The 25545-nt window shown below is 73.8% G+C and carries 26 protein-coding genes; 12 read left to right on the plus strand and 14 right to left on the minus strand.

Going from position 1 to position 25545, the window contains the following annotated elements:
* The first annotated feature begins 52 nt into the window (after positions 1–52).
* From M1O15_RS00055 to M1O15_RS00065, 3 genes are all read left to right on the plus strand, one after another.
* Positions 53–436, plus strand: coding sequence for a helix-turn-helix domain-containing protein (locus M1O15_RS00055; protein WP_248631034.1), 384 nt, complete (start codon positions 53–55; stop codon positions 434–436).
* Positions 437–624: 188 nt separating this feature from the next.
* Positions 625–1095: a Dps family protein gene (locus M1O15_RS00060; protein ID WP_248631035.1), complete on the plus strand. Its 471-nt coding sequence runs from the start codon at positions 625–627 to the stop codon at positions 1093–1095.
* Between the two features lie 219 nt (positions 1096–1314).
* The gene (locus tag M1O15_RS00065) at positions 1315–1656 is read left to right on the plus strand and encodes a hypothetical protein (RefSeq protein WP_248631036.1); all 342 of its coding nucleotides are present in this window, start codon (positions 1315–1317) and stop codon (positions 1654–1656) included.
* On the opposite strand, the gene M1O15_RS00070 is transcribed toward M1O15_RS00065, so the two are convergent.
* Together M1O15_RS00070 and M1O15_RS00075 are read right to left on the minus strand one after the other, a co-directional pair.
* Entirely contained in the window at positions 1599–2423 is an 825-nt protein-coding gene (locus M1O15_RS00070) for an Fpg/Nei family DNA glycosylase (protein WP_248631037.1), read from the minus strand. The two genes, M1O15_RS00065 and M1O15_RS00070, sit on opposite strands and share 58 nt — an antisense overlap.
* Before the next feature lie 1106 nt (positions 2424–3529).
* Positions 3530–8155, minus strand: a complete 4626-nt coding sequence (locus M1O15_RS00075) for an ATP-dependent helicase (RefSeq protein WP_248631038.1) — start codon at positions 8153–8155, stop codon at positions 3530–3532.
* A 196-nt stretch (positions 8156–8351) separates the two neighbouring features.
* On the opposite strand from M1O15_RS00075, the gene M1O15_RS00080 reads away from it, so the two are divergent.
* The 5 genes from M1O15_RS00080 (at position 8352) to M1O15_RS00100 (ending at position 12152) form a co-directional block, all read left to right on the plus strand.
* Positions 8352–9230 (plus strand): AraC family transcriptional regulator, encoded by an 879-nt coding sequence (locus M1O15_RS00080; RefSeq protein WP_248631039.1) that lies wholly within the window; start codon positions 8352–8354, stop codon positions 9228–9230.
* A 97-nt stretch (positions 9231–9327) separates the two neighbouring features.
* Positions 9328–10065: an AzlC family ABC transporter permease gene (locus M1O15_RS00085; protein ID WP_248631325.1), complete on the plus strand. Its 738-nt coding sequence runs from the start codon at positions 9328–9330 to the stop codon at positions 10063–10065.
* Positions 10065–10373 (plus strand): AzlD domain-containing protein, encoded by a 309-nt coding sequence (locus tag M1O15_RS00090; RefSeq protein ID WP_248631040.1) that lies wholly within the window; start codon positions 10065–10067, stop codon positions 10371–10373. Before M1O15_RS00085 ends, M1O15_RS00090 begins: the two co-directional genes overlap by 1 nt.
* A 64-nt stretch (positions 10374–10437) precedes the next feature.
* Positions 10438–10632 carry a DUF3046 domain-containing protein gene (locus M1O15_RS00095; protein WP_248631041.1) on the plus strand — a complete coding sequence of 65 codons (195 nt, stop codon included), beginning with the start codon at positions 10438–10440 and terminating at the stop codon, positions 10630–10632.
* Positions 10633–10961: 329 nt separating this feature from the next.
* The gene (locus tag M1O15_RS00100) at positions 10962–12152 is read left to right on the plus strand and encodes an AI-2E family transporter (protein ID WP_282576080.1); all 1191 of its coding nucleotides are present in this window, start codon (positions 10962–10964) and stop codon (positions 12150–12152) included.
* Between the two features lie 16 nt (positions 12153–12168).
* Here the strand turns inward: M1O15_RS00100 and M1O15_RS00105 are convergent, their stop codons facing one another.
* On the minus strand, positions 12169–12843 hold the full coding sequence (locus M1O15_RS00105; RefSeq protein WP_248631043.1) for a CGNR zinc finger domain-containing protein: 675 nt from the start codon (positions 12841–12843) through the stop codon (positions 12169–12171).
* A gap of 69 nt (positions 12844–12912) precedes the next feature.
* Here M1O15_RS00105 and M1O15_RS00110 point away from each other — a divergent pair, with 69 nt between their 5' ends.
* The gene (locus tag M1O15_RS00110) at positions 12913–14097 is read left to right on the plus strand and encodes an MFS transporter (RefSeq protein ID WP_248631044.1); all 1185 of its coding nucleotides are present in this window, start codon (positions 12913–12915) and stop codon (positions 14095–14097) included.
* 91 nt (positions 14098–14188) lie between these two features.
* Here M1O15_RS00110 and M1O15_RS00115 read toward each other — a convergent pair whose 3' ends face one another.
* The 8 genes from M1O15_RS00115 to M1O15_RS00150 form a co-directional block, all read right to left on the minus strand.
* Positions 14189–14980: an ABC transporter permease gene (locus M1O15_RS00115; RefSeq protein WP_248631045.1), complete on the minus strand. Its 792-nt coding sequence runs from the start codon at positions 14978–14980 to the stop codon at positions 14189–14191.
* Positions 14977–15996, minus strand: a complete 1020-nt coding sequence (locus M1O15_RS00120) for an ATP-binding cassette domain-containing protein (protein ID WP_372499333.1) — start codon at positions 15994–15996, stop codon at positions 14977–14979. Before M1O15_RS00120 ends, M1O15_RS00115 begins: the two co-directional genes overlap by 4 nt.
* An 87-nt stretch (positions 15997–16083) precedes the next feature.
* Entirely contained in the window at positions 16084–16932 is an 849-nt protein-coding gene (locus M1O15_RS00125) for a DUF4097 family beta strand repeat-containing protein (RefSeq protein WP_248631047.1), read from the minus strand.
* Positions 16933–17022: 90 nt separating this feature from the next.
* Complete coding sequence (locus tag M1O15_RS00130; protein WP_248631048.1) at positions 17023–17541, minus strand: hypothetical protein; 519 nt, start codon at positions 17539–17541, stop codon at positions 17023–17025.
* A gap of 255 nt (positions 17542–17796) precedes the next feature.
* Positions 17797–18525, minus strand: coding sequence for a class I SAM-dependent methyltransferase (locus M1O15_RS00135; protein WP_248631049.1), 729 nt, complete (start codon positions 18523–18525; stop codon positions 17797–17799).
* Positions 18526–18597: 72 nt separating this feature from the next.
* Positions 18598–18936 carry a hypothetical protein gene (locus tag M1O15_RS00140; protein WP_248631050.1) on the minus strand — a complete coding sequence of 113 codons (339 nt, stop codon included), beginning with the start codon at positions 18934–18936 and terminating at the stop codon, positions 18598–18600.
* A gap of 9 nt (positions 18937–18945) precedes the next feature.
* Entirely contained in the window at positions 18946–19302 is a 357-nt protein-coding gene (locus tag M1O15_RS00145; RefSeq protein WP_248631051.1) for a hypothetical protein, read from the minus strand.
* Between the two features lie 42 nt (positions 19303–19344).
* Positions 19345–19539 (minus strand): hypothetical protein, encoded by a 195-nt coding sequence (locus tag M1O15_RS00150; protein ID WP_248631052.1) that lies wholly within the window; start codon positions 19537–19539, stop codon positions 19345–19347.
* 761 nt (positions 19540–20300) lie between these two features.
* Here M1O15_RS00150 and M1O15_RS00155 point away from each other — a divergent pair.
* The 3 genes from M1O15_RS00155 to recX all read left to right on the plus strand — a co-directional run bounded on the left by M1O15_RS00155 (position 20301) and on the right by recX (position 23298).
* Positions 20301–21146, plus strand: a complete 846-nt coding sequence (locus M1O15_RS00155; protein WP_505017673.1) for a hypothetical protein — start codon at positions 20301–20303, stop codon at positions 21144–21146.
* A 457-nt stretch (positions 21147–21603) separates the two neighbouring features.
* Positions 21604–22731 carry a recombinase RecA gene (gene recA / locus M1O15_RS00160; RefSeq protein WP_248631054.1) on the plus strand — a complete coding sequence of 376 codons (1128 nt, stop codon included), beginning with the start codon at positions 21604–21606 and terminating at the stop codon, positions 22729–22731.
* A 3-nt stretch (positions 22732–22734) separates the two neighbouring features.
* The gene (recX, locus tag M1O15_RS00165; protein WP_248631055.1) at positions 22735–23298 is read left to right on the plus strand and encodes a recombination regulator RecX; all 564 of its coding nucleotides are present in this window, start codon (positions 22735–22737) and stop codon (positions 23296–23298) included.
* Between the two features lie 131 nt (positions 23299–23429).
* On the opposite strand, the gene M1O15_RS00170 is transcribed toward recX, so the two are convergent.
* From M1O15_RS00170 to M1O15_RS31760, 3 genes are all read right to left on the minus strand, one after another.
* Positions 23430–23948 (minus strand): rhodanese-like domain-containing protein, encoded by a 519-nt coding sequence (locus M1O15_RS00170; protein ID WP_282576081.1) that lies wholly within the window; start codon positions 23946–23948, stop codon positions 23430–23432.
* Positions 23939–24586, minus strand: a complete 648-nt coding sequence (locus M1O15_RS00175) for a cupin domain-containing protein (protein WP_248631057.1) — start codon at positions 24584–24586, stop codon at positions 23939–23941. The genes M1O15_RS00170 and M1O15_RS00175 overlap by 10 nt, the downstream gene beginning before the upstream one ends.
* 170 nt (positions 24587–24756) lie before the next feature.
* The gene (locus M1O15_RS31760; RefSeq protein ID WP_313960178.1) at positions 24757–24843 is read right to left on the minus strand and encodes a putative leader peptide; all 87 of its coding nucleotides are present in this window, start codon (positions 24841–24843) and stop codon (positions 24757–24759) included.
* Positions 24844–25545: the final 702 nt, after the last annotated feature.

A 25545-nucleotide genomic window follows, 5' to 3' on the forward strand; every position in this document is an offset into this window, starting at 1 on the left:
GTACGGTGGGGCGAGAAGGATGCGGCTACACGGTCCGAGGAGGGAGCCACCGATGATTCTGCTCCGTCGCCTGCTGGGTGACGTGCTGCGTCGGCAGCGCCAGCGCCAGGGCCGTACTCTGCGCGAAGTCTCCTCGTCCGCCCGGGTCTCGCTCGGTTATCTCTCCGAGGTGGAGCGGGGGCAGAAGGAGGCTTCCTCCGAGCTGCTCTCCGCGATCTGCGACGCGCTTGACGTACGGATGTCCGAGCTCATGCGCGAGGTGAGCGACGAGCTCTCGCTCGCCGAGCTGGCCGAGTCGGCGCGGGCCACCGAGCCGGTCCCGGCTCCGGTACGCCCGATGCTGAACCCCGTGTCCGTGACGTCGGTGACCGGTGTGCCGACGGAGCGGGTGACCATCAAGGCGCCGGCGGAAGCGGTGGACGTCGTCGCCGCCTAGCGTGCCGCCGGCTCTCCGGCGGTGAGTGTTTTGGGCTGAGCCCCGGTCGGGTACCCGAGTGCCGACCGGGGCTTTCGCCTATTCCGAATGCCCGTTTTAGGTCCTATGTGCCATGGTGGACAGGCGTGCGGCCAGGGATTCCCGGTGACCCCCGGGACGTACCGCACGTCAGAATGTGGAGGATTCCGATGACTGTCGTCAAGAGCTCCCTGCCCGAGGCCGACCTCAAGGTGGTCGGCGAGGCTCTGCAGGGCGCGCTGGTGGACGTGGTGGACCTCTCGCTGGTGGCCAAGCAGGTGCACTGGAACGTGGTGGGACCGCGCTTCCGCTCCATCCACCTCCAGCTCGACGAGGTCGTGACCACCGCGCGCCAGCACTCCGACACGGTGGCCGAGCGCGCCGCCGCCCTCGGGGTGAGCCCGGACGGGCGTGCCGAGGCGGTCGCCAAGTCCAGCGCCATCGCGACGGTGCCCGAGGGCTGGATCAAGGACAACGACGCGGTGCAGATCCTGGTGGACGCCCTCGGCGCGGTGATCGCGCGGATGCGGGAGCGGGTCGCGGCGACGGATGACCCGGACCCGGTGACCCAGGACCTGCTGATCGCGCTCACCGCCGATCTTGAAAAGCACCACTGGATGTTTCAGGCCGAGCGGGCCTGAGACCCGTCGCCGGACCGGTTCGTCCGGGAGTCCGGGGCGCGTGGCCGCATCGGACGCGCCCTCGGCGCACCGGTGCGCCCCGCCGCCCGGCGGTTGCCCGGCTTTGAGCCGGTTCCGGCCGCGGCCCGGTGGAAGGCTGGGGCTGGGCGACCTCGCCCGACGGCCGGTCCGGTGATGGGCGTCACGCCCCGAGAGACGGAAGCAGAGGCGGAGGCGGTGATGATACGGGCGGAGAGGGCACGTAGGCGGCCAATACCCCTGCTCGTACTGGCGCTGGCCGCCGGTGCGCTGTGGTGGTGGGCCGTGCTCCGGCTGGTGCTGGAGCCCGGCCAGAGCGGGGCGGTCGAGGCGACCGTGGCGGCGGGCGGCTGGGGCCTGAGCCTGCTGCCGGTCCACGTGGCCGCGGCCCGGCCGCGACGCCCCCGGCTCGCCTCCGTACGGGAGTGGCAGCACCGCCGGAGCCTGCGTCCCGGCCCCCGGCCGCGGGGGCGGACCCTGCTCAGTCAGCGGCGCGGCGCCGGACCCGGCCCGGGGCCGAGCTGGCAGCCCGGGCACCAGTAGGAGACCCGCTCCCGGTCGTCCTCCTCCCGATGCCGGATCGGGGCCCCGCAGCGGTAGCAGGCCTTGCCGCGCCGCCCGTAGACGTACACCTTCCGGTCGGGGCGGTCCACATGCCCGCCGGCCATCACGGTCTTCCGCTCGAATCGCCCCTTGTTGGCCTCCAGCAGCCGGTGCGCGGTGGCGACCAGGCGCTCCGGTACACCGTCGGGCAGCTTGCCCACCGGCAACCACGGGGTGGCCCGGGCCAGGAAGGCCAGCTCGCACTTGTAGACATTGCCGATGCCCGCCAGATTCCGCTGGTCGAGCAGGGCCTCGCCGAGCGGACGAGCGGGATCGGCGCACAGCCGGCGCACCGCCTCGGCCGGCTCCCAGTCCGGGCCCAGCAGATCCGGCCCGAGATGCCCCACCACGCTCGCCTCGTCGGCGGTACGCAGCAGCTCCAGCACGGGCAGGCGGTAACCGACCGCGGTGGCGTCGGCCGCGCCCAGGACGGCGCGGATCTGGTGGTCCGGCCCGCCGTTCCAGCGCTGCCCCGGGGCGAACACCCGCCAGGAACCCTCCATCCGCAGATGGGAGTGGAGCGTCAGCCCGCCCTCGACCCGGGCCAGCAGATGCTTCCCGCGCGGAGTGACGTCCAGCAGCGTCCGCCCGGTCAGATCCGCGGTGGCGAAACGGGGCACGCGCAGATCGAACCGGGTCAGCACCCGCCCGGCGAGCGCGGCGTGCATCCGGTGGGCGGTCAGCCAGACGGTGTCTCCTTCGGGCATGGCTCCATGATGCGCGAAGTCGGGGGATGCGGGGGGCGTGCGAGGGGGCGGGTCGGGTGTGCGGGGGGCCGTACTAGGCGGGGGTCCAGGATGCGGGGCCGCCCCGCGCAAGGCGGAGGTTCAGGCCGCGGGGCCCCCGCACGAGGCGCGGGTCTGGTGTGCGGGGCCCGTACCAGGCGCCGCGGTGCGGTGTGAGGGATGCCCGCTAGGCGGGGGTCCGGGATGCGGGGCCCCGCACGAGGCGCGGGTTTGGCAGGCGGGCCCCGCGCGAGGCGCGGGTCTTGGACACGGGGCCGCCCCGCACAAGGCGGAGGTTCAGGCCGCAGGGCCCCGCGCGAGGCGTGGGTCCGGTGTGCGGGGGCCGTACTAGGCGCGGTGCGGTGTGAGGGATGCCCGCTAGGCGGGGGTCCGGGTTGCAGGGCCCCCGCACGAGGCGCGGGTCCGGCGCCGCGGGGCCCCGCGCGAGGCGCGGGTCTTGGGCGGGGCCCGCACGAGGCGCCGGTTCGGTGTGCGGGATGCCTGCAAGGCGCGGGTCCGCCCCGGTGGGCATCGGGGCCGGGGCCGGTGCCGGTGCCGATGCGGGATCGGTGGCGTGCTGCCGTCAGCCCTTGCGTCGCCGCTGGGCGGGGCGGCGCCGACGGGGGTGCTCGTGGGGCCACTGGGGCTGCTTTGGCCCGGCGGAGAGGCGGGGCTTGGCTGTGGCGGCGGGTGCGCGTGGGATGGGCGTTGATGCGCGCGCTGGGCCGCCCCGGATGGCCTGAGGCCAGGGCGCCGGGTCGGGCGGTCGTGGTGCGCCGTGGGTTCGGGAACCGACCCGCTCGTCGCGGCGCCCCGTTGAGGCAGTCGTCCGGTTCGTATGCCACCCGGTAGGGGCACGGCGCCCGCGGGGGCCGGGCTGGCGAGTCCGGCCCAGGGGGCGCACCCGCCCCGGGGCGCGGCCGTGTGGGCCGAGCGTCGCCGTGTACCCGTCGGGTCGTCCGGCGCGGCTCACGCGTCTGGTGCTGTGCCGGGGGTACGGCGCGGAGAGCGGCCGCGTGGGCAGGACGCCGTGGGGGGGCCACCCCGGGCGGGTACGGCCCACGGGGGTCGGCCGTGGGGGCGGCGTGTCAGCCTCGTAGGCGCAGGCCTCGGGGGGTGGCGTGGAAGCCGGCGTGTTCCAGGGGGGCGGAGAGGGGGGAGGTGAGGGCGGCGGTGCCGTTGATGCGTTCGACGGTGACCGTGCCGAGCGCACCGGCGCCGGCCGCCTGGGCGAGGGCGGTGGCGGCGGCGTGGAGGGCGGGGTCGTCCGGCTCGGTGGCCCAGCTGAGCACGGTCTTGCCGCCGCGCTCCATGTAGAGCGTCAGCTCTCCGTCGACCAGCACCACCAGGGACCCGGCCTTGCGGCCCGGTTTGTGGCCGGCGCCGGTCGGGGGCTCGGGCCAGGACAGGGCGGCGCCATAGGCGTTGGCCGGGTCGGCGGCGGCCAGCACCAGTGCGCGGGGGGCGGCGGAGCCCTCGGCGCGCTCACGGGCGGTGGACGCGGCCCGGAGCCGGTCCACGGCGCCGTCCATGGCGAACTGGGCGGCGCCCAGCCCCTCCACCACATAGCCGCGCCGGGCCTGGCCGGTGTCCTCGAAGGCGGACAGCACCCGGTAGACGGCGGAGAAGCCGCCCTCCACGCCCTCGGCGGCGACCGCGCCCCGGGTGACCACGCCATGGCGGTCCAGCAGGGTGCGGGCGAGCGCGTGGGCGCGGTGGGTGGGGTCCGCCTCGACGGGCGGCAGCAGCGACCAGCGGCCGCTGACCGTGGGCGGTCCGGAGCGGGACGCCGTACGGGCGGCGGCGCTCAGCGTCCCGTACCGGCCGCGCGGCACGGTGCGGCGGGCCCGGTGGGCGGTGGAGCCCGCCGTGCGCCCGGAGCCAAGGACGGCCCGCAGCGGGGCCACCGTGTCGTTGGTGAGCCGGCCGGACCAGGTCAGCTCCCACACCGCGTCGGCCAGTTGCGGGTCGGTGGCCTCGGGGTGGGTGGTGGCACGGACCTGCTCGGCGATCTGCCGGAAGAACAGCCCGTATCCGCCGGAGAGGGTGGTGAGGACGGACTCGTGGAGCGGGCTCAGCTCCAGGGGGTGGGGCGGGGGGAGCAGGAGCGGGGCGGCGTCGGCCAGGTAGAGGGAGACCCAGCCGTCCTTGCCGGGCAGCGCGCCCGCCCCGGCCCAGACCACCTCGCCCGCGACGGTCAGCTCGTCCAGCATGCCGGGGGCGTATCCGGCGACCCGGGACGGCAGCACCAGCCGCTCCAGCGCGGAGGCGGGCACGGGAGCCCCTTGGAGCTGTTCGACGGCGCGGGCCAGCCCGTCCAGGCCGCGCAGACCGCGCTCGCCCACGTGCTGCCACTGCGGCAGGAAGCTGCCCAGCGCGGCCGGCGGCACCGGCTCCAGCTCCTGGCGCAGCGCCGCCAGCGAGCGCCGCCGCAGCCGCCGCAGCACCGCCGCGTCGCACCACTCCTGACCGATGCCGGCCGGGTGGAACTCGCCCTGCACCACCCTCCCCGCCGCCGCCAGCCGGTGCAGCGCCCCGTCGGTGACCGCGCCGCCCAGCCCGAACCGGGCCGCCGCGTCGGCGGAGGTGAACGGGCCGTGGGTGCGGGCGTACCGGGCGAGCAGATCGCCGAGCGGGTCCTTGACCGGCTCGGTGAACGCCTCCGGTACGCCGACCGGCAGCGCCGTGCCCAGGGCGTCCCGCAGCCGGCCCGCGTCCTCGATCGCCGCCCAGTGGTCGGCGCCCGCGATCCGCACCCGGATGGCCCGCCGGGCGCCCGCCAGCTGCTCGGCCCACTCCGGCTCGGCGCCCCGCTCGGCCAGCTCCGCCCCGGTCAGCGGGCCCAGCACCCGCAGCACGTCGGCGACGCCCTCCATGTCCTTGACCCGGCGGTCCTCGGTGCGCCACTGGAGCTCGGCCTCCAGCTCGGCCAGCACCTCGGCGTCCAGCAGCTCGCGCAGCTCGGCCTGGCCCAGCAGCTCGGCCAGCAGCCGGGAGTCCAGCGACAACGCGGCGGCCCGGCGCTCGGCGAGCGGCGAGTCACCCTCGTAGAGGAACTGCGCCACATAGCCGAAGAGCAGGGAGCGGGCGAACGGGGACGGCTCCGGGGTGGTGACCTCCACCAGCCGGACCCGGCGGGACTCGATGTCGCCCATCAGCTCCCGTAGCCCCGGTACGTCGAACACGTCCTGGAGGCATTCGCGGACCGCCTCCAGCACGATCGGGAACGAGCCGAACTCACTCGCCACCTGGAGCAGCTGGGCGGCCCGCTGGCGCTGCTGCCACAGCGGGGTGCGCCGGCCCGGCTGGCGCCGGGGCAGCAGCAGGGCGCGGGCCGCGCACTCCCGGAAGCGGGAGGCGAACAGCGCCGAGCCGCCGACCTGGTCGGTGACCACCTGGTCCACCTCGCCCGCGTCCATCAGCACATCGGCCGCCCCGACCGGCGCCTTCTCGGCGTCGTACTCCGTGCCGGGCGCGGCCGGGTCCTGGTCCAGCAGGTCCAGGCCCATCAGATCGGCGTCCGGCAGCCGCAGCACGATCCCGTCGTCCGCGTGCATCACCTGGGCGTCCATCCCGTACCGCTCGGCGAGCCGCGCCCCCAGCGCCAGCGCCCACGGGGCGTGCACCTGGGCGCCGAACGGGGAGTGCACCACCACCCGCCAGTCGCCCAGCTCGTCCCGGAACCGCTCCACCAGGATCGTCCGGTCGTCCGGCACATGGCCGCAGGCCTGGCGCTGCTCGTCCAGATAGGCGAGGACGTTGTCCGCCGCCCAGGCGTCCAGACCGGCCGCCACCAGCCGCAGCCGGGCGTCCTGTGCCGACAGGGCACCCACCTCGCGCAGGAACGCGCCCACCGCGCGCCCCAGCTCCAGCGGCCGCCCCAGCTGGTCGCCCTTCCAGAACGGCAGCCGCCCCGGCACCCCCGGCGCCGGGGAGACCAGCACCCGGTCGCGGGTGATGTCCTCGATCCGCCACGAGGAGGTGCCCAGCGTGAACACGTCGCCGACCCGCGACTCGTACACCATCTCCTCGTCCAGCTCGCCGACCCGCCCACCGCCCTTCTTCGGGTCCGAGCCGGCCAGGAACACCCCGAACAGGCCCCGGTCCGGGATGGTGCCGCCGGAGGTCACGGCCAGCCGCTGCGCCCCGGGGCGGCCGGTGACCGTCCCGGTGACCCGGTCCCACACCACCCGCGGCCGCAGCTCGGCGAAGGCGTCCGAGGGATAGCGCCCGGCCAGCATGTCCAGCACCCCGCTGAACGCCGACTCCGGCAGCGAGGCGAACGGCGCCGCCCGCCGCACCAGCGCCAGCAGGTCGTCATACGCCCAGCTTTCCAGCGCCACCATGGCGACCAGCTGCTGCGCCAGCACGTCCAGCGGGTTCGCCGGGACCCGCAGCGCCTCGATCGCCCCCGACCGCATCCGCTCCGTCACCACCGCCGCCTGCACCAGGTCGCCCCGGTACTTGGGGAAGACCACCCCGGTGGACACCGCGCCCACCTGGTGCCCGGCCCGGCCCACCCGCTGGAGCCCGGAGGCCACCGACGGCGGCGACTCCACCTGCACCACCAGGTCCACCGCGCCCATGTCGATGCCCAGCTCCAGACTGGACGTCGCCACCACCGCCGGGAGCCGCCCGGCCTTCAGGTCCTCCTCCACCAGGGCCCGCTGCTCCTTGGAGACCGAGCCGTGGTGCGCCCGGGCCAGCAGCGGCGGCGCCCCCTTGGCCTCGCCCGAGCCGCCCATCAGCTCGGCCGGCGAGTGGTCCTCCGGCATCGGCTCACCGGTGGCCCGCTCGTAGGCGATCTCGTTCAGCCGGTTGCACAGCCGCTCGGCCAGCCGCCGCGAGTTGGCGAACACGATCGTCGAGCGGTGCGCCTGCACCAGGTCCGCGATCCGCTCCTCCACCTGCGGCCAGATCGAGGGCCGGTCCTGCTGCCCGCCGCCCGCGTCCGCGGCCGGGGAGCCGCCCAGCTCGCCCATGTCCTCGACCGGCACCACCACCGACAGGTCGAACTCCTTGCCGGAGGCGGGCTGCACGATCTCCACCCGGCGCTGAGGCGAGAGGTACCGGGCCACCTCGTCCACCGGGCGGACGGTGGCCGACAGACCGATCCGGCGGGCCGGGCGCGGCAGCAGCCCGTCCAGCCGCTCCAGCGAGAGCGCCAGATGGGCGCCCCGCTTCGTCCCCGCGACCGCGTGCACCTCGTCGAGGATCACCGTCTCCACCCCGGCCAGCGCGTCCCGGGTGGCGGAGGTCAGCATCAGGAACAGCGACTCGGGGGTGGTGATCAGGATGTCCGGCGGCCTGGTCGCCAGCGACCGCCGCTCCGCCGCCGGGGTGTCACCCGAACGGATGCCGACCCGCACCTCCGGCTCCGGCAGCCCCCGTCGTACCGACTCCTGGCGGATACCCGTCAGCGGGGAGCGCAGATTGCGCTCCACATCCACCGCCAGCGCCTTCAGCGGGGACACGTACAGCACCCGGCAGCGCTTCTTCGGATCGGCCGGCACGGGAGTCGACGCCAGCCGGTCCAGCGAGGCCAGGAACGCCGCCAGCGTCTTGCCCGACCCCGTCGGCGCCACCACCAGGACGTCCGCACCCTCGCCGATCGCCCGCCACGCCCCCTCCTGGGCCGCGGTGGGCGCGCTGAACGCCCCCGTGAACCAGCCGCGGGTCGCGGGGGAGAAGGAGTCGAGCGCGCTCTGTGCCATGCCCACCATCGTGCACCCCGGCACTGACATCGACCCTGATACCGGCTTCCGGCGCCCCGGCACCGACGCCAATTGCCCGGCTTCCGGCGCCCCGCCGCCCCGGCGCACGGCGGGACGCCTTGCGTCCGCACCATGGACGCCCAGGTCCGGCAGTGTGCGCGGTGCGCACAATGGAGTCATGGGAGGTACGGGAGGCATGAGAGGCACCGGGGGCACGGCCCGCGCCCGGGACGGTGAATGGGCCCGGCACTGGCAGTACCCCGCGGTGCCCGGACTCGACCTGCTCCGCGCCCGCTACGTCCGCCACTCCTTCGTCCGCCACACCCATGAGGGCTTCGTACTGGGTGCGGTCCGCCAGGGCGTCGAGGACGTGGTCATGCCGCACGGCACTCTGCACGCCCATCCCGGCACCATCGTCATGGTCAACCCCGAGGTCCCGCACTCGGCGCACGCCGGGGACCCCGAGGGCTGGTCCTACGCCACGCTCTACCCGTCCTCCGCCCTGGTCACCGCCATCGCGGCCGAGGAGACCACCCTGCGCGGCACCCCCGGTTTCGCGGAGACCATGGTCCTGGACGAGGACACCGCGCTGCTCATCCGCGCCGTGCACCGGGCGGCCGAGGAGGGCAACGCGCTCGCCGCCGACAGCCTGCTGCGGGTCGTCCTGGCCCGGCTGCTGCGCCGCCACGGCCGGTCACTGCCGGCCCGTACCCCCAAGACCGCCGGTGCGGGGACGGCCGCCCGGGCCCAGGAGCTGCTGCTGCGGCGGATGGCCGAGCCGCCGTCCCTGGAGGAGCTCGCCCGCGAACTGGACACCGGTACCTTCGCGCTGCTGCGCGCCTTCAAGGCCGCGTACGGGATGCCTCCGCACACCTGGCTGACCGACGCCCGGATCCGCGCCGCCCGTCGGCTGCTGGAGGCCGGGACTCCGCCCGCGGCGGCCGCGGCCGAGGTCGGCTTCACCGACCAGCCCCACCTCAACCGCCACTTCACTCGGATCGTCGGCGTCCCGCCCGGCGCCTACCAGCGCGAGCGCGCAATTTCGTACAAGACCGCCCGCACCCGCCCGGCCTAACGTCGCCGATGTGCCAGAACAGACAGCGATGACAGCGTCCGAGGACCGGGATCAGGTCGGGGGCTTGGACCGGGGCCCGGAACGGGGCCGGGGCCCGGTGGGCGGTTCGCCGGTGGTTTCCGGAGCCAGACCCGACCGCGCGGTGGTCCGCGATGCCCTCGGCGTCGGCGTGGCCGTCGGACTCTCCGGCTTCGCCTTCGGCGTCACCTCGGCCGGTGCCGGGCTCACCCTCCTCCAGACCTGCGTGCTCAGCCTGCTGGTGTTCACCGGGGCCTCGCAGTTCGCGCTGGTCGGGGCGCTGGCGGCGGGCGGCAACCCGTTCACCGCCGCCGCCGGGGCCTTCTTCCTCGGCACCCGGAACGCCTTCTACGGACTGCGGCTGTCCCAGCTGCTGGCGCTGCCCCGCTGGGTGCGCCCGTTCGCCGCGCACTGGGTGATCGACGAGACCACCGCGGTGGCGCTGGCCCAGCCCGACCAGCGGTCCACCCGGCTCGGCTTCACCGCCACCGGGCTCACCCTCTATCTGCTGTGGAACCTCACCACCCTGCTCGGCGGGCTGGGCGCGGAGGCCATCGGCGACACCGCCGCCTGGGGCCTGGACGCCGCCGGCCCCGCGGTCTTCCTCGCCCTGCTCGCCCCCATGCTCCGTACCGCGACCGAGCGGGCCACCGCCGGCCTCGCCGTCGTACTCGGCCTCGCTTTCCTGCCCGTCCTGCCGGCCGGTGTGCCGGTGCTGGTGGCGGCGCTGGCCGCGCCCCTGGTGCTGTGGTTCCAGGGCCGCCGGATCCGGCGCGGTGACGCCACCTCCGAAACCTCGGCGAAGAGAGACGTGTGATGAACGTGTGGATCGCCATCGGTCTGACCGCGGCCGGCTGCTACCTGGTCAAACTCGCCGGGCTGCTGGTGCCGGCCGACACCCTGGAGCGCCCGCTGGTGCAGCGGCTCGCGGCCCTGCTGCCGGTCGCCCTGCTGGCCGCGCTCACCGCCCAGCAGACCTTCGCGGTGGGCAGCACCCTCACGGTGGACGCCCGGGTGGCGGGGGTGGCGGCGGCCGCGCTCGCCCTGGTGCTGCGCGCCCCCTTCCTGGTGGTGGTCGGCGCCGCCGTCGCCGTCACGGCGGTGGTACGCGCCCTGGGCGGCTGAGCGCCCCTCGCCGAGTGAGCCCCCGGGGCCGCCCGAGGCCCCCCGGGAGCGGGATACTGAGGGCATGCGGTTGACGATTTTCTGGGAGCGGATGGCCGACCACTTCGGTGAGGCCTACGCCGACTCCTTCGCCCGGGACCATGTCATGTCCGAACTGGGCGGGCGGACGGTGCGGCAGGCGCTGGACGCGGGCTGGGAGACCCGGGACGTGTGGCGGGCGGTCTGTACGGCGGTGGGGATCCCGCCCGAGAAGCGCTGAGGCCGGGGTAACCGGAAGCCCGGGGGACCGGGGGGCCGGGGGACCAAGGGTGAGGTGGGGGACCCGGGGGATGAGCTGGGGGAACGGAGGCTTCCGTTCCCCCGGGTCCGGTGGCCGGGCGACGGGCTGTCAGCCGCGTACGAGAAACTTGCCGCGTGGCCCCGACTGACGACAACGAGACGACGACCGCCGACCCGGCGGCACGGACCCCGGCCCCGCCGGTCACCGACGGCAGCACGACACCACCCGGGCCCGCAGCGGCGCCCGCCGGGGGCGGGCCCGGCGGACCACCGGCGCCGGCCGGCGGACCGGGCGGCCGGGCCGCCGGCATGCCGCGCTGGCTGCCCAAGGCCATGCTGCTGGCGCTCGCCCTCTACGCCTGCTTCCAGCTGGGCAGCTGGGCGTTCCACCAGCTCATCGGCTTGCTGGTCAACGTACTGATCGCCTTCTTCCTGGCCCTGGCCATCGAACCGGCGGTCGGGCGGATGGCGGCCCGGGGGATGCGGCGCGGACTCGCCACCTTCCTGGTGTTCTTCACCGTCCTGGCCTGCGGCGTCGGCTTCACCGTCCTGCTCGGCTCGATGCTCGCGGGCCAGATCATCGAGATCGTCGACGACTTCCCCCACTACCTCGACTCGCTGATCAAATGGATCAACCACACCTTCGACACCGAGCTGTCCCGGGTGGAGGTCCAGGACAGCCTGCTGCGCTCCGACTGGCTGCAGAAGTACGTGCAGAACAGCGCCACCGGAGTGCTGGACGTGTCGGCGACCGTGCTCGGCGGGTTGTTCCGGCTGCTGACGATCGTGCTGTTCTCGTTCTACTTCGCCGCCGACGGACCGCGGCTGCGCCGGGCCCTCTGCTCGGTGCTGCCGCCCGCCCGGCAGGCCGAGGTGCTGCGGGCCTGGGAGATCGCCGTCGACAAGACCGGCGGCTACATCTACTCGCGCGGGCTGATGGCGCTCATCTCCGGCGCCGCGCACTACGTCCTGCTGGAGCTGCTCGGCGTCCCGTACGCCCCGGCGCTCGCCGTCTGGGTCGGTCTGGTCTCGCAGTTCCTGCCGACCATCGGCACCTATCTGGCCGGTGCGCTGCCCATGCTGATCGCGTTCACCGAGAACCCCTGGTACGCGGTGTGGGTGCTGGGCTTCGTCGTGGTCTACCAGCAGTTCGAGAACTACGTGCTCCAGCCCAAGCTCACCGCCCGCACGGTGGACATCCACCCGGCGGTGGCCTTCGGGTCGGTCATCGCGGGCACCGCACTGCTCGGCGCGGTGGGCGCCCTGATCGCCATTCCGGCCGTCGCCACCCTGCAGGCCTTCCTCGGCGCCTACGTCCGGCGGTACGACGTGGCGGAGGACCCGCGGATGCATGGGCACCGGCGGCACGGTGAGGCGGTGATGGCCCGGGTGCAGCGGATGCAGCGCGCGCTGCGCACCAAGGTGGAGAAGGAGGCGCAGCAGCGTTCCGGAGCAGGGGGCAGGGTGCCCGACCCCCGTCAGGAGGAGGACGCCGGCTGATCGCGCCGGGCGGCGGTCACCGGTCCGCGCCCGGCCCGGGCGACCGGCCGTTTCCGTCCGCCGGCCGCTCGGCGGAGCGGAGGCGGCGGTGGGCCGCGACCCTTTCGCGGGTCGCGCACCGGCGGGAGCAGTAGCGGCGTTCCGGGCCGCTGCCCTGGCTGACGAAGACGTTCCGGCAGGCGGTCGAGGCGCAGATTCGGCCGGGCGGTCGCTGCCGGTCCCAGAGCAGTACGGTCAGTGCCATACAGGACGAGGCGAGGAGCCATGCCTCCCACGGGGCGTCGTCGTCCCGGTCGAGGTGGGGGTGCCAGGGGGTGCCGCCCCCGTGCGAGGACAGCCGGAGCGGCCCGGTGTGCTCCAGGAGGAGGCGGTTGAGGACCGCCGCGGCGGTGTCCGTGTCCTCGGCGGCGAAGACCGGCCGCAGCAGCTCGGCCGCGGCGCGCATCCCGGCGACCTCGGCGGCGGTGAGCTCGACCGGATCCGCCTCCCCGTACGCGCGGAGCACAGCCGCGACGGCGGCCGGATCGGGGCGGTCGTCGGCCAGCGCGTTGATCAGCGCGGCGGTCCGTTGGGCCGTGGCCGACACCGAGTGCCGTGTGGACCAGTCGCCGCCGGTGCCCTCAACGGGCCTGCCGTACGCGGCCGACCGGCCGCGGGCCGAGGAGGGGTCTTCTGCGGGAAGGGAGGCCATCCCCGCACTGTAGCGGCTTGTAACGCATATTGCTGAGTTCTGGGTTACCGCCGTAACGTCCCGCCAGTGATGAGCCGTTACCACTACCCCTGCTATCTCGCCGGAGCGCTGGCCGCGCGGACCGGGGACGAGATGTCCGGACCCGCGCTGATGCTGGCCGCCTTCGCCCTGGCCGGGTCACCCGTCGACGCGTCCTCGCTGCTCGCGGGCGTCACCGTGTCCGCCGCCGTGGGGGGCCCGTTACTCGGGGCACTTCTCGACCGGGCGCGGCGGCCGGGCCGTCTGCTGGCCGGCGCCCTCCTGCTGTACGCGGTCGGGCTGGTCGCGGTCCTGGTGGGGCTCGGCCGTCTGCCGTTCGCCCTCACCCTGCTGACCGCGGTGGCGGCGGGGCTGCTGGGACCCGCTCTGTCAGGCGGATGGACCGCCCAGCTCCCCCGGGTGGTGCCGGGCGACCGCCTGCCGTGGGCGAACGCCCTGGACGCCATGACCTTCGGTGCGGCGAGCCTGGCCGGCCCGGCGCTCGCCGGGGTCGCGGCCGCGGAGCTGGGTGCGCCGGCGGCCGTGGTGGTCGCCGCGGCGCTGGTGGCCCTGGCACTGCCCGCCGCGTGGCGACTGCCGAACCGCCCCGGTGGGGCGCGGAGGGCCGGGCCCGCCTCGGTGCTCGGCGACCTCGCGGCCGGAGCGCGGGCGGTCGCCCTCAGCCGGCCGCTGGCCCGGGCGACCCTCGGCTCGGTCGTCTGCTGTGCGGCACAGGGCATGCTGACGGCCTGCCTTCCCCTGCTGGGCGCGCACGCCCTGGGCGGGCCCGCCCAAGGCGCCATGCTGCTCTCCGTCGCGGCGGCCGCCGCGCTGGCGGCCACCGCCGTAGTCGCGCGGTTCCCCCGCTCCGTAACCCCCGACACGGTCATATGGGCCGGGGCCCTCGTGCAGGCCGCCGCGCTTGCCCTGGCCGCGTCCGGCCGGCCGCCCCTGCTCCTCGCGGCGGCCCTCCTCCTCGGCTGCGGTGAGGGTCCCCAGCTGGCCGCCCTCTTCGCGGTCCGCCACCGGGAGGCTCCGGAGCACCTGCGCGGCCAGATCTTCACCACCGGCGCCAGCCTGAAGATCACCGGCTTCGCCCTGGGCGCGGCGGCCGCCGGCCCGGTGGCCGTCTGGTCCCTGCCCGGCGCCCTGCTCCTCGCGGCCGGTACGGCGGCCCTCGCCGCCCTGGCGCCCCTGGCGATCCCGCCGGCGGTCGCGAGGGCCGCCCATCCGTAGCGGATGTCCGCTGCCCCGGGCACGCGGACGGGCGGCGCACACCCGATCCGTTGTCCGGGGGTACGCCGCCCTCGGGCGGGAGGAAGCCGGGCTACTTCGGGTCGCGGTTGAAGACCGCCTTCGACCAGAGGTAGCCGAGCACGGAGAGCGCCAGGCACCAGGCGACCGCCAGCCAGCCGTTGTGGCCGATCTCGCTGCCGAGCAGCAGGCCGCGCAGGGTCTCGATGGCCGGAGTGAAGGGCTGGTACCGGGCGATCGGCTGGAACCAGCCCGGCATCGCGTCGATCGGGACGAAGGCGCTGGAGATCAGCGGCAGCACGATCAGCGGCAGCGCGTTGTTGCTGGCCGCCTCGGCGTTCGGGCTGACCATGCCCATCCCGACCGCGATCCAGGTGAGCGCCAGGGCGACCAGTGCCAGCAGCCCGAACGCCGCCAGCCACTCCAAGGCCGTGGCGTCCGTGGACCGGAAGCCGATGGCCACGGCGACGGCACCCACCAGGACCACGCTCATGACCGACTGCACCACGCTGCCGATGACATGCCCGACGAGGACCGCGCCGCGGTGGATCGCCATGGTGCGGAAGCGGGCCATGATGCCCTCGGTCATGTCGTTGGAGACGGACACCGCCGTCCCGACCACGGTGCCGCCGATGGTCATCATCACGATGCCCGGTACGAGGTAGGCGAGGTACACCGAGCGGTCGGCGCCGCCGCCCGCGATGCCCGCGCTCATCACGTCCCCGAAGACGTAGACGAAGAGCAGCAGCAGGACGACCGGGGTGAGCAGCAGGTTCAGGGTGAGGGAGGGGTATCTGCGGGCGTGCAGCAGATTGCGGCGCAGCATCGTGGAGGAGTCGCGCACGGCGAGGGCCAGAGAGCTCATCGGACAGCCTCCTCGGGCTGGTCGGGGGTGTTCGACTGGTGGGAGGGGTGGGGCTGGTGGGGCCGGTCGGTGCCGGTCAGGGCGAAGAAGACGTCGTCGAGGTCCGGGGTGTGCACGGTGAGCTCGTCGGCCTCGATACCGGCCGAGTCCAGCCAGTCGAGGACGGAGCGCAGCTCGCGCTGGCTGCCGTCGCTGGGAATCCGCAGCGCCAGGGACTCGTCGTCCCGGGTCGCCTCGCGCAGTGCGCCGGCCGCCGACCGGTACGCGGAGGGGTCGGCGAAACGGAGCCGGACGTGCCCGCCCGGGATGAGCCGCTTGAGCTCCTCGGCGGTGCCCTGGGCGGCGATCCTGCCGCCGTGGAGCACGGCGATGCGGTCGGCGAGCTGGTCGGCCTCCTCCAGGTACTGGGTGGTGAGGAAGACGGTCACCCCGTCGGAGACCAGCTCCCGGATGATCTGCCACATGTTGTGGCGGCTGCGCGGGTCGAGGCCGGTGGTGGGCTCGTCGAGGAAGATGACCCGCGGCTTGCCGACCAGCGTCATGGCGATGTCGAGGCGGCGCCTCATCCCGCCCGAGTAGCTCTGCGCGGGCTTCCTCGCGGCCTCCACCAGGTCGAAGCGCTCCAGCAGTTCGGCGGTGACCCGTCGCCCTTCCGCCTTGGGCAGATGGTGCAGATCCGCCATGAGGAGCATGTTCTCCTCGCCGGTGATCAGGCCGTCGACGGCGGAGAACTGCCCGGTGACGCCGATCGCGGCACGGATCCCCTCCGGTGCACCGGCGAGGTCGTGGCCGGCGACCTGGGCCCGGCCGCCGTCGGCGGCGATGAGCGTGGACAGGATGTGCACCGTGGTGGTCTTGCCGGCGCCGTTCGGACCGAGCAGCGCGAACACGGACCCGGCCGGGATGTGCAGATCGATGCCGTCGAGCACGGTCTTGTCGCCGTACGACTTGCGCAGGCCGAGGGCGGAGACGGCTGCGGACGGCTGCGGAGGGCCGTCCTGGCTGGACGTGGGCATGACAGATGAACGCATGGAGCCCTCTCGTTCGAAGAGTGCGGGGTGTGCGATGACGAGTGAGGTGACCGGAGGACCTGGGAGTGGGGCTCAGCCCCGGGCGCGGCGGACGTCGATGTTGCCGTACTTGGTGCGGGCGCGGACCTTGACCGTGTCCTCGGCCTCCGCCGGGTCCGGGGCCTTCGAGGCGGTGAGCGTGTTGCGCACCTGTCCGGCGGTGGAGGTGACGTCGAGCCAGGCGGCGGTGCCTTCCCGGATGCCGACCTCGACGGCTCCGAACGAGGTCTCCAACTGCACGGTTCCGCGGGCGACCTCGCCGACCCGCACGGTTCCATGGGCGGTGACGGCGGTGACCGAGTCCTCGGCGCGCCGGATGTCGATGTCGCCGTTGGCGCCGCGCACCTCCAGTTCGCCGATCGCGGTGCCGACGGTCGTGGTGCCGTGCGAGTTCTTCAGGACGGCGGGCCCGTCCACATGGCCGACGCGCAGACTGCCGGAGCTGGTGGTGATCTCGGCCGCGCCCTCAACGCGGTCGACGGTGATGGACCCGTGCGAGGCCCTGAGGTTCAGCGGCCCGGTGGCGTCGAGCCGGACGTCACCGGTCGAGGTCTTCACCCGGACCTCGCCGAGCCGGCCCTCGCCGAAGACCTGGGTCCAGGCTCCGGTGGTCTCGGTGTGCGAACCCGTGGGCAGTTCGACCACCACGTCCACGGTGCCGGTGCGGCCGAGCCTGGGGGCCTTGGGCACCCTGATGGTCAGTACGCCGCTCGCGTAGGTGACCTCGGTCTGCTCGGCCGCCTTCACGTCCCGGTCCCGCTGGGGATCGCGCGGCCGCACGTCGACAAGGGTGTCGAGGCGGTCACCGGCGGAGAAGGTGACCGAGCCGGCGTCCACCTGTGCGGTGACGGAGATCGCTTGAGGCGTGTCAAAAGAAGGCATGGCTGTTCCGTCCTCCTGGGTCTTGGGAGCGTCCCCGCTGGTGGGACGTGGTGTGGGTGAGGAAGTGGTACGAGCGGGGGTGCGGGTTCTTCAGCGCACCCAGCCGGTGTAGCCCTGCCCGACGGTGCGGGCCCGCTCCGCCTCGCGCGGCCGGGCGCCGCCGTCGACCGCGGCCGACACGGCGCGCACCAGCCACGCGTTGACCGACAAGGCCTCACGGGCCGCGGCCTCCTCGGCACGGGCCTTCAACGGGGCCGGCAGCCGCAGATTGACACGAGCGGTGCCCCCCTCGTCGCCGTCGGCCGGCGCCGGCGCCCTGAGCGGCTCGGCCTGCGCGGCGGCCGGCTCCACGGGGCCGCCACCGGAGGGCGGCGGCGTCACCACGAAGTCGGGGTCCAGCCCGCGCAGCCGCACATCGACCGAGCCGGGCGCGAGCTCGCGGGTGATCTCATCCATCGCGGCGGAGAGCACATTGAGCATGGTCAGCCGGGTGGCGGACTCCAGAGGGGCGATCAGCCGCTCGGCCAGTTCACGGGCGTCCTTCCCGCCGGCCTCGGCGGCCACCGCCAGTTCACGGCGGAGAGTGTCGACATAGGGCGTCAGATCCATGGCCTCATAGTGGCACCACAGTGGCGCCATGTGCAAGCTCTGATGGCGCCGCGCGTGCTTCCGAGCGCAGTCGAACCCGGCTGAGCTGCGAAAAAGCCGTGGAGATGCCTTTGATGTGGTGTGGCGGGATGTGCCTCCAGGGTCTCGTGGACGGGTGTGCGGAGCCTGTTTGGCATCACGTGGTGCCATCTGGCGTCAGGTGGTGCCACATCCCGTGCCGCGAGACGACAGCCCCGTATGCGGATCCACCGGACATCACCGGCGTCGCGCCATGAACACGAACTCCCTCCCCGGTCGGTCGGGCGCGTCACGGACGTCTTCCAGCACATATCCGGACGCGACCAGGTCCCCCTCCACCTCGTCGCGCTCCCGGAAGCGCAGCGTCGACTCCGATGTCAGCACCTGACCGTCCGCGGCGAAGACATAGGTCCAGCGGAAGGTCACCAGCGGCAGGCTCACGTCGAGCAGCCGGACCCAGCTCTCGACGGAGCCGACCCCTGGGACCTCCGTGACCCGGTAGGAGCTTTCCCGGGTCCACTCCTCCCAGACGCGCCGGGCCGGGTCGCGGGTCTCGAAGACCAGGTGCCCGCCGGGCCGCAGCGCGCCGTGGGCGCCCCGCAGCGTCTTCCGCCATCCCTCCGGGTCGGTGATCTCCTGGGCGACGTTCGCTGTCATCGTCGCCAGGTCGGCACGCAGCGGTGGGAGGTCCGTCGCGTCACCGTGGATCCAGCGCACCCGCTCACCGCCCGGTTTGGCCCGGGCGACATCGATGGACGCCAGGGCCGGGTCGACGCCGACGACCTCGACCCCGCGGCCGGCCAATAGGAGGGCGAACACCCCGGTGCCGCAGCCGATGTCCAGCACACGGCGCGCCCCGTACTCTTCGGCGATCCCGAGGTACGCGTCCAGGTCGCTGCGATCGGGGTCGAGCGGGTCGTAGATCGCGGCGAGGTGTGGATGCGCGAAGCAGGCGTCAGCTGTCATGCCGCCGAACGTAGGGAGCGCCGGGCCCGAACCGCTACGGGGTTTCGCGGGGGATGGCGACGTGGGGGTCGACTATGGCTCCATCGACCGGCGCGCGGGTGCCGTCTGCCGGCCGTGGACGCCGAGGGTCCACTCGTCCACGCCGTAGACCGAGGCCAGCGTCTGCCGGATGGAGGCGGCCTGGGCGTCCAGGCGGGAGGCGAACAGCTCGTCCTGGGCGGCGGGCAGGGCCAGCGCCTGGCGGGCCCTGCCGAGCGCGGCGTAGCCCTGGGCCTGGACGGTGGCCAGTCGCAGGAAGTACCTACCCACATCGGCCATGGTGAGTTCGTCCTTGTGCCGGGCCAGACGGCAGAAGACCTCCATCAGGGACTTGCCGAGCAGGGTGTCGCCGACCATCACCCGGTGCATCACATACAGGGACTACGGCAGGCCGGAGACCTCGTCCGCGGTGGCCTGCGCCCACGCGCGCAACCCGTCCGCGTCGACCGCGACCCGGCCCTCACCCTCGGCTTCGGTGCCCTCGTCCACGGTGAGGGGTACTTCCAGCGCGGCGGAGGCTCCGTAGGCGACGCGGTACTCGTGCTCCGACATCAGCGTGATCACCGCGCTCCAGTCCACGCGGTCGTGCAGCTCGGCCAGCTCCGCCAGGACGTCCTGGAGCAGCGCCTCGATCCGGGCCACCTGCTCCCGGAGCGGGGCCAGATCCTGGGAGAGCTGGTCGATCTCGCCGAGTGTGGCGGTGAACCAGCCGTTCATGTCCGCCCACAACCCGGACACCTGACCGGACAGCTTCTTGATGTTGGCGTTGATCTCCGCGGCCTACCGGCGCTGCTCGATGAGCAGGGCCGCGAGCTGGCCCTTGAGTTCCTGGGCCTGCTCGCCGCCGGCCTGCTGGAGCTGGGCGATCAGGTCGGCCACCTCACCCACCTGTCCGGACACCCCACCGACCTGGTCGGACACCCCGCCGATGCCTTCCAGCAGATCGTGCTGCCCGGCGAGGATCGCCTCCAGCATCTGCCCGTGGTTCGCCAGCAGCTTCCTCGATGTCCATCTCCAGCCCCGAACCGCCGCCGACCAGATCGCCGATCAGCCCCACTCCAGCACCGTCCCGGTGGCGTCCAGGAGCCGCTCCTGCCCTGCCGCCCTCCGCGCGCCGCCGCCCACCAGGGCACGCCTCCCGCGGTGTCGCCGGCAGGGCCCGGCCGGTCGTGCGGCGACCGTGGCGAGTGATCTCAGCCGCGCGCCCGGGGTCCAGGCCGTTCCCCCACCCGGTGCGCCCCCCGGGAGCGGCGGCGGACGAGCAGGCATCGGCACCTCGCGCCGACCGAAGCGAACGCCGGGTTCCCCGCCCCCGGGCGAGAGTGAAGGCGCTCTCGGGGAGTCGATGTCTCGCGCGGGTCATTCCCGCATCCGCCGCCGGTGCTTATCCTCCACGGACATGAGGGACGTTCACACCGCCTTGGACTCCGCCACTCAGTTATGGGGAGAACTGGAGCGTGTCAGCTCTACCACCGAACTCCTCGATGCAGCACACAACTTGTGGTGCGGCCCCCGTTGCGACGAGGGACCGGGTTGCCCCTTCCTGCACTACCCCCGCACCCGCCCGCCCGACGCACCACCGCGCTCGCCGGCCTCTCGCTACACCCGGCGCACCGCCGAACTGTTCGGCCTCATGGGCGGCGGTTACCAACCCGGCACACCTCAGGTCCACGAACTCTGCCTCTGGCCCCTGCTGAGAGAGCATCACGAGTACCGATGCGGGCGCGACGGCCGAACTGGACTACACCGACTGGTCGAAGAAGCACGCGGCCTCCGCGACCGAGCTGTGCCGATACATCTGCCGCGACGTCGTGCAGTGGATGGCGCTGTGGTGCGGTGACCGTTACGACATCCAGCCCGCCGCCGTGCACTACGTCGCCCTCACCAGCATCGTGGACGATCTCTGCATCCCGCCCCTCGACCTGGTGACGGGCAGGTTCCGGCTCTACGGGCGCTCCGCCGCCGACCTCGCCGTCGCCCTGGACGCCCAGGGATGGGGCCGCCACGGCGTGCACGCCATGCTGGCCATGGTCCGCCAGTACCTGCTCCAGTACGCCGAGAAGACCCACCAAGCCCTGCACCCGCGCCTCAACGATCTGGAGAGTGTCTGGGACGCCGTGATCTACCGGACGTACACCGCCAACACCTACGGCGCCGCCATCGCCATCGAACAGGTATGCGGCCAGGTGTGCGACCTCGACGAGATCACGTGGACATGGCGGATGGACTCCGCCATCTGCGACGCCATCTCCATGGACCTCGCCAAAACCGCGGCCCTGGACATCTACCACGTCGAAAACCACCAGCCCACCGCCCACGGCCAGCACGCCCGCCGCCGTGAAACCGGCTACCACTCCCTCTACCTGGACCTCATCGCCGACCTCGTGGCCACCGGGGCCCCTGACCCACTCGTGCACTTCGGCCGTTCCGGCTTCCTCTTCGTGCCCTTGGTCGAGCGCTATCCCGAACGCCGGCACGGCCGCCGCCACCCACTGCGGCCCGCCATGCAGACACGACTCCACGACCTGTTCGGCGACACACCCGCAGACCCCCGCATCGACCACGCCTTCAAACCCGAATGAGGCCCCAGAGGGCCCGGCACCGTCGCCTCCCCGGCCCTCCCTCTCATCGTGGACCCACCGTCCTCCGCGCAGCCCCTCTGCTGCCCATCAGGGAAGCGGAGACCGACTCGCCCACCCCTCCTCCGTCCCTCCGACACTGCTTTCACGCCCTCGGACCGCCCGGCACGCACAACACGTGACCAAGGCCACTCAAGATTCCATGGCGCGCGCTCGCACTTCGATGACACAGAGCAGTCGGGAGGAGGCGCCGTGCGGGTGGCGTGGCTCGCTTGACAGTAAAATCGAACATCCATTCTGATGGAGCTTCCGGCCCGGGACACCGGGGCGGCCGGGTGGGGGAGGGGGCTCCGGCCGCCGGGTTTTCCACAGGTCGGAGGGACGCCGGGGCCCATTGTCAGTGGCAGGGGTTAGCGTCTTTGACGTGAAGCGATCGACACAAGCAAATCGGGTGGAACCCATGGCAGGAACCGACCGCGAGAAGGCGCTCGACGCCGCGCTCGCACAGATTGAGCGGCAGTTCGGCAAGGGCGCGGTGATGCGCATGGGCGAGCGGTCGAGGGAGCCCATCGAGGTCATCCCGACCGGCTCGACCGCGCTCGACGTGGCGCTCGGCGTCGGCGGGCTGCCGCGCGGCCGGGTGGTGGAGATCTACGGCCCGGAGTCCTCGGGTAAGACGACCCTCACCCTGCACGCCGTGGCCAACGCGCAGAAGGCGGGCGGCCAGGTCGCCTTCGTGGACGCGGAGCACGCCCTCGACCCCGAGTACGCCCAGAAGCTCGGCGTCGACATCGACAACCTCATCCTGTCCCAGCCGGACAACGGTGAGCAGGCCCTGGAGATCGTGGACATGCTGGTCCGCTCCGGTGCCCTCGACCTCATCGTCATCGACTCCGTGGCCGCGCTGGTGCCGCGCGCGGAGATCGAGGGTGAGATGGGCGACTCGCACGTGGGCCTCCAGGCCCGTCTGATGAGCCAGGCGCTGCGGAAGATCACCAGCGCGCTCAACCAGTCCAAGACGACGGCGATCTTCATCAACCAGCTCCGCGAGAAGATCGGCGTGATGTTCGGCTCCCCCGAGACCACCACCGGTGGCCGGGCGCTGAAGTTCTACGCCTCGGTGCGCATCGACATCCGCCGCATCGAGACCCTCAAGGACGGCACGGACGCGGTCGGCAACCGCACCCGCTGCAAGGTCGTGAAGAACAAGGTCGCGCCGCCCTTCAAGCAGGCCGAGTTCGACATCCTCTACGGCCAGGGCATCAGCCGCGAGGGCGGCCTGATCGACATGGGCGTGGAGCACGGCTTCGTGCGCAAGGCCGGCGCCTGGTACACCTACGAGGGCGACCAGCTGGGCCAGGGCAAGGAGAACGCCCGGAACTTCCTCAAGGACAACCCCGACCTGGCCAACGAGATCGAGAAGAAGATCAAGGAGAAGCTGGGCGTCGGGGTCCGGCCGCAGGAGCCCGCCGCCGAGGCGGGCGCGGACAGCGCGGACGCCCCGGCCGGCGACGACCCGGTGAAGTCGGTCCCCGCCCCGGCGGCGAAGGCCGTCAAGGCGACCAAGGCCACGGCGGCCAAGGGCTAGCCCGTGGTCCGGCGCACCGAATGGCCGGGCGGCAGCCCCGACTCGTCGAGGGCCGAGAAGGAGCTGCCGCCCCAGGATCCGGCCGAGCGGGCGCGGGCGATCTGCCTGCGCCTGCTCACCGGAACGCCGAGGACCCGCAGCCAGCTCGCGGACGCCCTGCGCAAGCGCGAGGTTCCCGACGAGGTCGCCGAGGAGGTCCTCTCCCGCTTCGAGGAGGTCGGCCTGATCGACGACGCGGCCTTCGCGGGGGCCTGGGTGGAGTCCCGCCACCACGGCCGAGGCCTGGCCCGTCGCGCTCTCGCCCGCGAGCTGCGCACCAAGGGGGTGGACGGCGAACTGATCGAGCAGGCCGTCGGGCGACTCGACTCCGAGCAGGAGGAGGAGACCGCCCGGGAGCTGGTGGCGCGCAAACTGCGCTCCACCCGCGGTCTCGACCGGGACCGCCGGCTCAGACGGCTCGCGGGCATGCTTGCCCGCAAGGGGTACCCGGAGGGCATGGCCCTCCGGGTGGTACGGCAGGCCCTGGAGCAGGAGGGCGAGGACACCGAGGGACTGGAACCGGAGTAGGTACTCAGGGCCCCCAGTGGGGGCCTCGTCATCCGGAGTGTCCGGGCCGGCGCCTGGGCGGGCGGCGCCGCCTCCTCCACCGTGCCAGGCTCTTCGACGGAGCGCGCCCCCTCAGCAGGGTGCGCGTCTGCTCAAGGGGTGACGGGGGTCTCTGGAGTGGCGGCGGCGACGGTGGTCTCGGGGGCGACGGCGGATTCGGAGGCGGCGGGGGACTCCGGGGCTGTGGTGACCGGGAGGCCGGCCGCTGCCCAGGCCTGGAAGCCGCCGACCAGGTCGGTCGCCCGGTGCAGCCCCAGCTGGTGCAGCGAGGCGGCGGCCAGGGAGGAGGCGTAGCCCTCGTTGCACACCACGACCACACGCAGGTCGTGGCTCACCGCCTCCGGGACGCGATGGCTGCCCCGGGGGTCGAGCCGCCACTCCAGTTCGTTGCGCTCGACGACCAGAGCCCCGGGGATGAGCCCGTCGCGGTCCCGCAGCGCGGCGTACCGGATGTCCACCAGCAGGGCGTCCCCCGCCTCGGCGGCCGCGAAGGCCTCCCGCGCGGTCACCCGGTCGAATCCGTCCCGTACCCGCTCCAGCAACTCGTCTATGCCCACCTGCGGCTCGGTCACCGTTTCGCTCCTCACTGCCGGTCCTCGGCTCACTGCCAGTCCTCGGGGCGCTCCACCTGTTCCAGCCGGAGCACACTCCCCGTACGGCTGAAGCGGCGCATCAGCGGCAGCGGAGGGTAGTAGGCGTGCACCGACACCGCGTGCGCGGTGGCCGACTCGTTGAGCACCTCGTGCACATGGTGCTGCCCGAACGCCCTGGAGTCACCGGCACCCAGCCGGCGTTCCCGGTCGACGCCCTCCTCCAGTTCCAGGCTGCGCCAGCCGCTCGACGGCAACCGGGCGGCGAGGGAGTGCTCGGTCAGCGAGCCGCTCGCCGTGGCGAAGGCGCCGAGCGACTCGGCGTGGTCGTGCCAGCCGGTGCCGGTGCCCGGCGGCCAGCCGATGAGCCAGGCCTCACTGCCGCCGGGCCCCTCCAGCCGTACCCAGGTGCGGCCTTCGGGGTCCAGGGGGAGCGAGGCGATCAGTTCGGCGTCGGCCGCGGCACGGCGGACGAAGGCGAGCAACTGGGCGGCGGTCGGCGCCGCGGAGCCGCTCCCGGCCTGCACGGGAGCGGAATCAGGCGCGGGAGCGGGCGCGGGCGCGGAAGCAGTCGGAGGCGCGACGGTCGACGGCGACGCGGAGGCGGTTGGGGCGGGAGCGGGCGCGGCGGGCACGATGGGCACGACGGGCGAAGACATGGGAACCGTCCTGAGGTTCTGACTCGGTGTCCGGGGAGCGCGTACGACGAGACGGCGCGCGGCGGCCCGGGGGCGACCGGAGAGCCCGGAAGACGGGGACACCGCTGGGGATCAGGCGCGCGAAGCAGGGCGCGCGAACGCCGTACGAAGAGGTACGCGGGGAGCTGAGTTCAGCAGGACGGACGACACACGCAGCCTGCGTAGCGGACCAGGTCCATATGGACCCTCCGCCACAGGCGCACACAGGTGTCGGTCATGATCCGGAGTACAGCACGCCGTGCCGACCCCGGTCAAACCCCCGACAGCATCCGGACACCCGGCGGCGGGGCGGGGGTGAGGCGCCTGGAGGCACAGGGGCGGGCAGGGGCAATCGGGTCAGCGGTTGCGGCGAGACCTCTCATCACCGGCGGGCGCGGGGCCGCCCGGACTGCCGGGGCCGCCTGCCGACGAGCGGCGGGCCGACGAGCCGTGGGCGGGCGGTCCGCCCGCCGGGGTACCACCTGCCGCGTGGCCGGTGGGCGGCTCGGCCGACCGAGGACGGGGCGGAGGGGAGGCATCCGCGCTTGGGCCGGATGCCGTACCCGGACCGGACGCCGTGCCTGAGCCGGAAGCCGTGCCTGGGCCGGATGCTGTCCCTCGGCCGGATGCCGTACCTCGGCCGGACACCGCGCCTGGGCCGGATGCCGCGCCTGGCCCGGTCGCTGTACCCGGGCCGGGCGCCGTCCCTCGGCCGGGCGCCGTACCCGGGCCAGTCCCCGTCCCTCGGCCGGATGCCGTGCCCGGTCCGGACGCCGCACCCATGCCAGCCCCCGTGCCTCGGTCGGAGGCCGTACCCCGGCCGGACGCCTCGTCCGCGCCCGTCCCGGTGGCAGGACCAGTGCCCCTGCGGGGCCCGCTGCCCGCACCCGCACCCGCATCCGGGCCGGGCCCGGGGTCGGTGCCTCCGTCCGCGGACCCGG

Source organism: Streptomyces lichenis (assembly GCF_023218175.1).
GTDB lineage: Bacteria > Actinomycetota > Actinomycetes > Streptomycetales > Streptomycetaceae > Streptomyces > Streptomyces lichenis.